This is a genomic window from Paenibacillus sp. TCA20, assembly GCF_000732325.1.
GTDB classification, from domain to species: Bacteria; Bacillota; Bacilli; order Paenibacillales; family Paenibacillaceae; genus Paenibacillus; species Paenibacillus urinalis.
This window is the reverse complement of sequence record NZ_BBIW01000010.1, coordinates 128,764-139,503: the sequence shown is the minus strand read 5'-3', so window position 1 is coordinate 139,503 and position 10,740 is coordinate 128,764. Positions and strand designations below refer to the sequence as shown.

At 44.3% G+C, this 10,740-nt stretch carries 6 protein-coding genes; all 6 read right to left on the bottom strand.

Features of this window, described 5'->3' with window-relative positions; translation table 11 throughout:
* Positions 1 to 43: 43 nt before the first annotated feature.
* Genes TCA2_RS18625 through TCA2_RS26315 form a run of 6 tightly spaced genes read right to left on the bottom strand, consistent with a single transcriptional unit; the run spans position 44 to position 10,737 of the window.
* Entirely contained in the window at positions 44 to 544 is a 501-nt protein-coding gene (locus tag TCA2_RS18625) for a hypothetical protein (RefSeq protein ID WP_047913112.1), read from the bottom strand.
* Positions 544 to 990, bottom strand: a complete 447-nt coding sequence (locus TCA2_RS18620; protein WP_047913111.1) for a hypothetical protein — start codon at positions 988 to 990, stop codon at positions 544 to 546. The genes TCA2_RS18625 and TCA2_RS18620 overlap by 1 nt, the downstream gene beginning before the upstream one ends.
* A 15-nt stretch (positions 991 to 1,005) precedes the next feature.
* Entirely contained in the window at positions 1,006 to 2,064 is a 1,059-nt protein-coding gene (locus TCA2_RS18615; RefSeq protein WP_047913110.1) for a hypothetical protein, read from the bottom strand.
* A gap of 12 nt (positions 2,065 to 2,076) precedes the next feature.
* A complete protein-coding gene (locus TCA2_RS27905; RefSeq protein ID WP_052512196.1) occupies positions 2,077 to 5,298 on the bottom strand; it encodes a discoidin domain-containing protein in 3,222 nt (1,073 codons plus the stop codon).
* Positions 5,299 to 5,300: 2 nt separating this feature from the next.
* Positions 5,301 to 7,166, bottom strand: a complete 1,866-nt coding sequence (locus tag TCA2_RS18605; RefSeq protein ID WP_047913109.1) for a hypothetical protein — start codon at positions 7,164 to 7,166, stop codon at positions 5,301 to 5,303.
* Positions 7,167 to 7,203: 37 nt separating this feature from the next.
* Positions 7,204 to 10,737, bottom strand: a complete 3,534-nt coding sequence (locus TCA2_RS26315; RefSeq protein WP_052512194.1) for a LamG-like jellyroll fold domain-containing protein — start codon at positions 10,735 to 10,737, stop codon at positions 7,204 to 7,206.
* Positions 10,738 to 10,740 lie beyond the last annotated feature (3 nt).

Here is a 10,740-nt window from a genome sequence, read left to right as displayed (position 1 = left end):
ATAAAGCCTGTTTACATTTAAAGAAAGAGTGCATAGCGAATTGCTACACACTCTTTGCAAGGGTATTTTTGATCTGAACAATGTAGGGCGATTTTAAGATATCCATCGGAGTTACGTCCTCATCTTCGAGCTGCGGCACCAGATTCATTCCGATGGCCGCATACGCGGCGTCAATTACTTCCGAGCAGATGTACCGATTCTTGGTGTTGAGAGAAACTTCCCACTTGAGATACCGACGTAAGATGATCTCGATGATCCGCAGCCAATCATATCCCTTTATGGTTCTGCACTTCTCTTGGAGGAACGTCTGCATCTTTAGCTTCTCTGCTGCTTTTAGTCCGGTGTTGATCCGGTATAGGTCGTAATCGGTATATGGATTACTTACGATCCGCATTCGCTTGAAGGCATCGATCTCGCAGATGTGGTTCTTTCCGACAGCGATAGCGACATGGGAGAACTCGGAATGAAGGACTTCTTTGATGATGGGAGACACCATAAAAGTGTCTCCGCGTATCATTAAGATGTCACCGACCTCGAAATCCATTAGATCACTCCGATGGTGCTCTTCTTACGGTCGATGTGTTCTGCGCGGTTCTGCAGGAACTCGGCCGATTTGGCCTGCGCATAGCTCATGTAATCGAAGAGCCAATCTGCTTTTGGTGTGGTGCCATCCGTGATCTGGTGATTGCCTAGAATCACTTGAAGCGCGTCTTCTACTTCCTGATCCTCTGCGGTAAGGCTCATGCCGGACAGTTTCTTGTTGGTGATACGCATGAAAGCAAACAGAATAAACTCCAATGCAGATGTGCCTTGGTTCGGCTCGATCTTCTCGGAAGACATCTCGAACAGGACATTAGATACTGCTGTTTTATCGTCATCAGACAGCGTGGCATATACTCCCGGATTCATTTCGCCGGTTTCAATCTGCCGGCGAATATCCTCCTCGCGTTTTACTTCGTCTGTTACCAGTGTGAATCGCTCTCTTGCCATAGTCGATCGTCTCCTTTAGGACCAGGTGAGTCCGTAGTTTAATAGTTCTGATTTGTCTGGCATTTCAATTCGGGTCCGGATTTTTGTGCCAGCAGGTGTGTTTCCTCCGAAATAAAAGAGCTCCCCCGGGTTGATCGGTTCCCACGTCACTCCGTCATCTCTTGAAATAAAGTACTTTCCGACTTGCGCGCCTTCACTAGTCACCTTATAAAGCTGCATTTTATTGACTTCCATGCGGTTTAGACCTGACGTCGTTTGAATTAGACGGTAGTATCTGTATTTTACGGTGTTTACGAAATCAATTAGATAGGTTCTGTAGTAGGCCATACTTGCTGGAAGCGTCGCCAAATTCTCGAAGGTTTTTCCATCCATACTGCCCTGTATCAATCCGCCTTGCGGTGTACCATAGCCCGTCGTAATAATCTCCAATTGATTGGCAGCCTCCGCATTTGTGCCAAGATCGATCATCAACCAATACGGAAGCTTTGCGTTGACGCCCCCCATAAAATAATTACTTGTTTCATCAAAGGCCATCCATGCCTGATTAGACGAATATGTTTGGTCGTATGCACTAGCGACATATGGAATCGGCCTAATATTGCTTATCATCGTTGGAATCAGCGGCGTCTTCTGCGGCATATTCTCTTCAGTAACGAGGATGGCCTTGCTCGGCACAGCATCAGCAGTCTCAGCCGTGCTTGTGATAACTGCTGTGCCGGACACAGAGCTCACTTTCCCGAGTGTTATGTCCAGTGAGAAGTTCGTGCTTTTCGCAGCATCAATTCCAGAGTCGTCTAGGAAGTCTTCAAAGACCATGTTTGCCAGTTTGTAGCGCTTGGACTTTGCGATCACATTCAGTCTGGCGTTGGCTTTCATGATATTGATGGTATCCTTAACGATTATACTGTCTGCTAACCGAACGACACCCTGGATATATTTCTCGGCTAGGTCGATTCTTTCCTTGAGGTTATGGGCCTGTCCCTCGACGCCTGCGCCGAGCGTTGTATCCCGAGTTTTCTTTTGATCGGAGGCCGCCTTGTTGGCGACCCCGTAACTAATAATATCCATGCTCATTTAAAATCCTCCTTACACCCAGGAATATGATAATGCTTGAACCTCTTCGCCGTTCCTTAGAACAGCTTTCACCCTGAGCATCTTGCCCTCTGGCATGCCGTCTAATTTGGTCAGAGCATCTGGCGATACTTCTGTCCATGTTCCGCCATCATCTCTTGATACAAAAAAGTGGGGCTTTGAGATCTTTAGGTTATTGTATATCACCGAAATCCCACTTAGGCTTGGCGTTATCGTGTGAATCTTTTGATTTACGTCCAGTTTTCTGATCTCAAGAATATCGGTCATATTGTTAAGCTCCATGTAGAAAGCTAGACGAAGCTTGCCACTGCTCACAAGATTAGACCAGTCAGATGCAGATATCGCATTAACTTGTGCCGGCGTCATTCCGCTGGATTTTACAGCTGCCATATCTGCAATATTAACCGTTTGGAAAGATGGAGCTTCAATTAACCCGATCTCTCCAATTGCTACATAGTACGCTCCGTTATTATCTGAGATGTTTAATCGATAATAACGATATATACCACTATTGGAAATTTTGAAGGATCTCTTTTGCGCTTTTGTCCAAGATATCTGGTTAACTTGCGTATCAAGTATAGCCCAATTTGCATTGTCATTTGACCCTTCAAAGGTCCAAGATTTTGGTGCCGTGGTTTCTTTGTCAGCTTGACTATCGTTCCAATTTCGACAAGTAACAGAATATTCCGATATTTTTTTACTTCCACTGCTGCCTAGATCAATTGATACCCATCCGACCTTATCATCGCTTATCCAGGAGTCGGTATAATCAGTTACTGTTTTATTGAATGCCTTCCATGGCTGATAATTACTCGCACCAGTCAAAACAGAGGATGCTTCAACCAGGTAAGGAGCTGGCGTTGAATTAGATGTCATCGCTGGCAAAAATTCTCCGCCACCTTTAAGCGTTTTCCAGGTAAGCCCACTATCTCCACTTAGCAATACCTTGAGATCCGTGCCGACTGGTTTTTCATACATTTCCAGAACCGCGATGCCGACATAAGCAGTTCCGAAGGATTCCGTAATATTTAGCCGGTACTTCGTGTATGCAACATCATTCGCAAACGAGTAGGTCAAACTAGTTCCTCTTGGACTCCAATCGGCCCACGCTGCTAAGGCCTGCCGATCTAGCACATCCCATGTGATTCCATCATTACTGCCTTCAAACGTCCACGTTTTTGGTGATAAGCTTTCCGTGTACGGAATGATCATGTATGAAGTGATGACCTTGGCTGTAGGAAACTCGTAAGCAAGCCAGCCTGTTAATACATTCGATGCGGTTAACCATGATGACGATCCGGCAGTACGAACGGAGTCAAAGGCTTTGTAAGCTTCGCTTCCAGTTTGATACGTACTGGAGCTTGCTTTACCGCTTGGAGCGGTATTGCTTGTCATGAGCGGTATAGCATTTTCAGGTTTTTTATTGACAATATCAAGTCGCACTTTATCGATTTCTCCCACGGTAAGATCGCTCGTTGGAATAAGTAGCTGCCTGAAGGGGATTGCTGTTATGTCCATCGTTCGACTCGGAGGGGATGGATTACCAGTCATCATTTGTAGCTCGACTACTTCCCACATTGAATTAGTCATTGTATCATTAAGCAGCCGCCAGTAGCTGTGTGCGCCGAATGAGCCGATTTTAATTTCGGTCGTATTTGCTGTAATCCCTGATACGGATGTGGCTGTCGTCCACGCTGCCCCATCGTCAGAGTATTGCACCTTAAATGCCGTCATAAGGTTATTCGACATTTGAATAACGAATTTCCGAATTTCAATCGGGCTTGGGAATTGATATCCAATCGCCCCATTTCCGATTGATGTGGCGTGAGTGGCAACCCATTTCGTGTTGCTGTTGTTATCAAATGCATAGGACTCTGGATATGATGATGAGCTAAAGCTACCAATTGCATATGGTATTCCTGCCACACACTGGTTTTGAGAGTAGCTTTGGATTGCTCCAACTTCATCGGTCCACACTAGCAGATCGATATTCTCAGAATTGAGCAATTGAATGGCTGCATGATCAACCTTTGCTAGGTCTGTATCGTTCATACCGTCTGCATCAAACATCGCCTTGGTAACAGGAGTTGTTCCTACTACCTCCCATCTGGCTGGCTGCTCGGGATAGCTTGGTGAATGCATTTCAAGCTCTGGAAGATAATAAGAGTCGCTTCTTCCGGACTTCATATTTATGCGATACCTGTTGTAGCTCACTGTATTGCTAAATAAATAGCTTTTTATATCGCCATTCACCCAGTTTGTCTGCCCATCTTGAGAGTCTAATACAATCCAGTTTTCCCCATCAAATCCTTCGAAATCCCATGATAATGGCAAATAGCTGGCGTTTTGTCCTGCATGAATTACATATTTCGAAATTAAAACAGGTCTCTGGAAGTCATATTCTACCCAGACTGTCAATGCTCCGGATGGAGATTGATAAACACCAGTTTCCGTACCATCAAATGCTTTCCATGCAGCATATCCTGTTTGTATATGATAAGCGCTGGCGGAAACTGCACCAGATGGAGCTGTATATGAAGTCATTCTTGGTATCTGGTTGCTTCCCGCAACTGCAGGTTGATATGGCATATACTTCTTAATATCCGATCCATCTTGGAAAAGATATTTTGAGTTGGCGATTTCCAAGACGATAAATTCAATCTTACCTACGCTACTATTGGTCGCACCTGTAGATGTTCCAATACTAGTTCCACCTCCAGCACCGCCAGCGCCGCCGCTTAGAGAGCTCGCGCGTTTTCCGTTTTTACCAATACCATTGGGTCCTGACCATCCAGCATCTCCGCCCAACCCATAGCCAGAAGAGTTGGATGTGTTGCCATCTCCGCCATGTGCTCCATCGCCACCACGGGCACTTACAATGAGGGCATCGTCTTTATATACCTGAGTTGCCCCGCTGCCGCCACCGCCTCCTCCTGGGCCCAATCGTCCTGGCGTGTATGAACCGGTTCCTCCAGTTATTCCAACCTGTCCTACGTAACAGCTAAATGATTCCTTAGACGCCACCTTCACATCATAGTACGTGATTGCCCCATTCGTCGGTGCAACATAATGGTTTCCGGCATAGCCGCTGGAAGCCGCGCCACCTACAGGACCGTAACATTGAATGCGGACCTTAGTGACGCCATTAGGTACCACCCAGTTTTCTTTTGCTCCCGAGTATGGGACGGTAAATACTTGGCCTACTTTAACTGCCATTGTTAGTTCACCTCTATCGATTTAAGCTCTTGAAACTCGGACTTCTTAATCTTCCCTCTGAACACGCTACCTGAATCAGCAAAGCTTGAATCCTTCTGCATATCCGATCGATAAAAGAAGCGAAATTTAGCTGCCCCGTCAAACTGGATATACGGATTCGTTTCAAATCGATCTACCTCATCTGAAGTGAAATCCTGAAGCGTCTCATTCGTCGTGGTCGTGCCCGACTCCATGTCGCAACGGAATTTAATATATCTACCGTTTGGAGAAGCAACAGACCCATCCGGATTCAATGGAGTATACGGCGTAAATGCAACGCCATCCTCGGAAGTAGAGGATGATACCTTCAGAGAAGATCCGGTCGGAATATCTGATAGCACTGTAACCTGGTTGAATGATTTATAGTTATCGCCCATGTCGATAACCGCTGTTTCATATGTCCCTGATGTCGCATAAACCTTCTGGCTCGTTTCTCCGACAACATGAAGGTTAATTGCACCATTCATAAAATCCGTGCCATTCATTGTTCCAGAAGCCAAATCAGGTGATTTGGTGCTTGTGGATATTCCAGCCGACGCTTCTGAAAGCAATAACATCTCCGGAACTGCGTCAAGCTTTTCTGCTACTGTGACAACTTCCGCTGTGTCTTGATTATCAGACACCGATATTTTTTTCAATGTACCATCATACGCATACCCCGTGGATTTATCAGTGTCAATACCCGACAAGTCCGCGAAGTCGTCAACAACCATATCTGTCAGCTTGTATCTGGCTTTGTTAAGAAGCGCTGCAACCCGGAGATTATGCTTGTTCAGATTGATTGCAACCATTTTTTCCACTTCGGATATCCGCATATTGATTGGACGGGAGCGATACGTGATCGATAGTTTGCTGATGCTCAGCGTCTTTCCACTTGGCGCCGCAATCTTCACCTTAATGTTCGTATTGAATTTGGAGTTGATTATACCACTCGATCCGAGCGCTTCGAATCCCCTTCCTGTATCGATCGTAACATCTGCAGTCGAGAAATCATCGTTCACATAAATTGGCTGGGCGCTGCCTTGCTCATACAACTGCGTGCGGCCAACGATAAAGGTATATGTGCTGCTGCTTGTATCGCATGTTTGCACAAAATAGAATCGATAATACCGATAATTATTGGCATTGGCAAACTGGAAAGTTTTCGTAATCCTAGTAGACCAGTTTCTCCAACCGCCCCAATCAGCCGCGGTGGCGGTTCTTGTATCGATCGTGGTCCAAGATGTGCCATCATTACTTCCTTCAAGCCTCCATGATCCTGGCATTGAATTAGAGTACGTATTGGTAGTGGAATTTTCCACCCCGGTAGACATTGTGTATTGTGTAACGTTTTTAGCAGAGCCCAAATCAATCATGACCCATGAGTTTCTAATCACACCACCAGACGATCTCCACGCGGCGCTTCCCGAATCAGAGAACATAGCATAACCAGAACCACTCGATGCGGTAGCGACCTGCGGAGCCGGTGCTGTTCCAGATGTCATACCTTGAATCAGAGGGGTATAATCCTCGGCTTGTAAGACTTTAGTCTCTATTCCGATTTTAGATAGTGATACGGCGTCTGGAATTTCGATCTCACCAATCCAAGATCCTGCTCCAGTCAGGACACCGTCAGCAGCAAGGACGTTATTCATTGTCCCGGCTTTCCACTGATCATCAGTGCTGATTAAATACGTTGCTGCATTCTCTCCGATCTTCCTGGCTTCCAGTGCCTCCAGCCTACCCTTGACATTAGCAAACGATGACTGGACACCATCGCCAAGACGATCCTTTACTTTCTTCATCTCTCGTTTTGCCTTTGTTGCCTTTTGTAGCGATATAATATCCATTAGATCACCTCTTATAAATTGGGAGTAGGGAAAGCCCCTACGCCCAAGAGTAAGCCAGTGCCGTAATATTCGAACCGGCAGCCGGCAATGTTACTTTTATTTTCAGCTTGTTGCCTGTGTCATTTGAAATGTCAATCAGGGTATTCAGCGCCCCAGTTTTCCATGTGCCGCCGTCATTCATAGAATAAGCGACTTGCACATCAGATGTTGCGTCAGCCACAATCAATAGCTGTTTCCGATATGAATTAACTTCTTCGTATGGCGTTACAATCACACCTGAGCCATTATATCTCTTGTTGATTGTATCATAGTTTGCCGTGGTCAGCGATGCGTCTATTCCACCATTTGTCTCGAATGTATCGATCACCAGGTCATATAGACTGTATTTTTCTGAGACAAGTAAAGCATTACTCTTAAAATTGAGCTTTGCCATATTAATCGTGTTGATTCGCTCCAGATCCTCAAGGCGCCCTTTGATTGTAAGTTCATCATAAGTCACTTTTATCGACTCAATGTAAGGCGTTACAGTTGTGACAGCATTAGCAGTAAAGCTAATCTCATCTGCGTATACTTCATCCTGCAGGGATTCCATTTCAAGATAATAAGCGAAACGGATTGTATCTGAGGATTGAATCAGCATACTCCACTGATCACTGTTAAGGCTGTTGAATATTTCTGGTGTCATTCCGCTTGTCTTAACTCCTGGAGCATCAGGCGTGACCGTAATCCAACTCGATCCATCCCATGCCTTCCAAGTCTGCCCTTGATCAATACTTGCAATAGCCTTAATTCCAGTAGCATTCAGGTTAATAGAATTAATGCCTTCTTCAGGGATTTCAATATCGCCTACTGGCATTATTATTTTCTCTTTAGGCAAAGCCACTGTGTTTAAAACTGGATTGACTTCTGTATAATCCGTCCAGACTAAAACTTTAGGAGTGGAAGAAGTTAAAGATAAAATGTCCTCATTCTTAATGATTTCTAAATCATCCATTCCATCTAAGTCAAAATAATCTTTTGCAGCAGGAGTCGCCCCGACTACTTTCCAGAACTTATCTCCCTTTACTGGCGAAGCATCTGCAACCCAAACTGAGGATGATGTTAGATGTCCATCATTATGGTTATCTGATTTATCAGCAATAGTCATTCCTTCTCCTTCTTCAAAGTCCCAGTAAGCTGCCAATCCTACTTCTTTTCCAGTTAAGAGAACTTCACTATTTCTCTTTATCTCATCAGGAGAAAGCGCTCTTGTCCAAATACTAACCTCATCAATAAATCCATTAAAGAGGTTTAATCCGCTGGATTCACGACCTAGATTTAGTTTGTAATTAGAAGCAGCCTGCGGAAGAACAACATTATTCTGAACTCCGTCGATAACCCCATTAACATAAACAGACAGGGCAGTTCCTTGTAAGACCACAGCAATATTGACCCAAGTGTTGACGGGAAGCAATGTCGCACCAGCTACCGATGAAGTTCTGAATCCGTTATGAGTGGCGCCTTGAACTTTACCTTCGGTAATTGTTAACAGATAGGAAGCATTCCCTAAGCCTGCTGCTCCCCATTTAGAGATAACACTCCCTGAAATACCGCTGGCATTTAATTTAACCCACGCTTGCAGCGTAAAGTCTCCACCAATATTCAGACTATTGGAAAGAGGAGCCTCTACATATTGGCTCCCTGCTAAATTTACAGAAGATTGATTCTCGGCAAATACAAGCCTTTTAATCTCTTCTCCATCTTGTATAAGGAACTTTTGAATGATAGGTGGCGGCTCGATTTCTAAGACTGGTCTAAATCCCGGTGCAGCACTAGACGTAGCTGATGCGCCCATTGCAGTTACAGTGCCGCCTCCTCTCAATGTTCGGTAGGTCGCACTGTTGTTGTGAGTTGTAGAAGTCCATGAACCATAAACACCATAATTCCAAACATTATTATCTCCGGCTGTAATTGCCCCGTTTAATGAAGAGTTGACGATATATATATCCCATTGGTTATCTTTATTGGCAGAACTATTACCCCCAGTCATTAAACGCACTGTGCCTTCGCTGCCATTATCAGAGACAAGCGCCTTAACACCGCTTCCAGAGGCAACGCCCGAGCTATTTAATTCATTCCATGTAATATTAGTTTGAATATTTCGGTCTGCAATAAGAATCTTCTTGCCATTCCAATCTTCAACCATAATGAAATAGAAGTCTCCATTTGGCACAGATGGGCCAGATGGCGCTAGGAAATCGCCTGTCTCTTTCCCGAGATTACTAAACGCTCCCACCGTCCCGCTGGTCGTTACAACGTAATTACATCTTATGCGCTTGCCTACTTCAAGATTAGCAACATCGGTTGCTTCATCTGGATGTAGAAGGCGGCCATCAGCTTTAATATCAACAGCATCAAAGACGATTAAGCCCGTCCCTGTAATCTCAACTACATGCTCATTACTGTCAGAGAGAGTTTTCTCGTAGGCTAGTCTTTGTTGCATTAGTGTATCTCTAATAGAGAAAACCTCTTCGACACCATCTATTCGAACTATCACATTATTTGAATGTTTTGTGTTTGTTTTAGCAATAATGCGAATGCGATCGCCCGTAAAACGAAATGATATTACATCTGTGTCTACAGATGCGTTATTGCAGACTCTGGTTACACCTTTGTATGCTCCTGTATCTCCTGCGCTATTTGCAGTCCAGCTCCCTTTATATTTAAAACCTGGATACTGATCATCATATCTCTTCCATCCATCCTGCGGTGCAGTTAGCGCTCCTCCTATTAAAGGAAGTATGCTGCCATCTCCATCAATATCAAACGCATTAAACTGTGAGTACCAATCACTCCCTGTGTGGGTTGTAATTGTTGCTACATGATTTGAGTCGGTGAGATCAAGTATTTCAAATACTACTTTATTTGACTCATTAGCAGCCGGAAGCAGTTCATATTCTACTCCATCAATATCTAAGACATCGAAAACATTATAATTATATAAAAGTCTGAGCTTCGAGCCTGAAAACCTAAATTTTATTGTACCTGCATTATAGTTAATATCACTTGATACTCTATTGGCAGCATATTGAATAAGCGGATCATTGTTCTCTATACGCTTCCATCCAGCTTCCGGGCTGGTTAATTGGCCACCAATCAATACCGTTAAATATCCACCTTCATCAATATCAATAGCATCAAAATAGAAGTACTTAGCAATAGAGTCCGCACTAACCTCAACGGTATGGAAGCCTAAAGGAAGCCCATTCTTTTCATACTGTAATGCCTGAAATAAAGTGCTACCCCCTACGGAGCTAAATGTTTCAGATATACCATCTATAGTGATTTTTACTGATTCATGATAATCTTCTGTGTTCGAATTGTAGCCAATCCATCTTATTTTAGTCCCATAAAATCTGAAGGATACCTTCGCATTCGCATTAGCTGATCCATTATATAGCCCGGATCCACCGTAATGACCTTCATTAGTTGAGCTTCCCCAACTTCCAGACAAAACAAATTTACTATCTGTATTGTCAATACGTTTCCATCCTGTTTCTGGAGCAGTTAATGTTTGTCCTATTGTTGCCATATA

Excerpts from the sequence above, each read along its gene's own strand:
- TCA2_RS18625 (WP_047913112.1), bottom strand. The coding sequence starts at position 544 with ATGGATTTCGAGGTCGGTGACATCTTAATGATACGCGGAGACACTTTT.
- TCA2_RS18620 (WP_047913111.1), bottom strand. The coding sequence starts at position 990 with ATGGCAAGAGAGCGATTCACACTGGTAACAGACGAAGTAAAACGCGAG.
- TCA2_RS18615 (WP_047913110.1), bottom strand. The coding sequence starts at position 2,064 with ATGAGCATGGATATTATTAGTTACGGGGTCGCCAACAAGGCGGCCTCC.
- TCA2_RS27905 (WP_052512196.1), bottom strand. The coding sequence starts at position 5,298 with ATGGCAGTTAAAGTAGGCCAAGTATTTACCGTCCCATACTCGGGAGCA.
- TCA2_RS18605 (WP_047913109.1), bottom strand. The coding sequence starts at position 7,166 with ATGGATATTATATCGCTACAAAAGGCAACAAAGGCAAAACGAGAGATG.
- TCA2_RS26315 (WP_052512194.1), bottom strand. The coding sequence starts at position 10,737 with ATGGCAACAATAGGACAAACATTAACTGCTCCAGAAACAGGATGGAAA.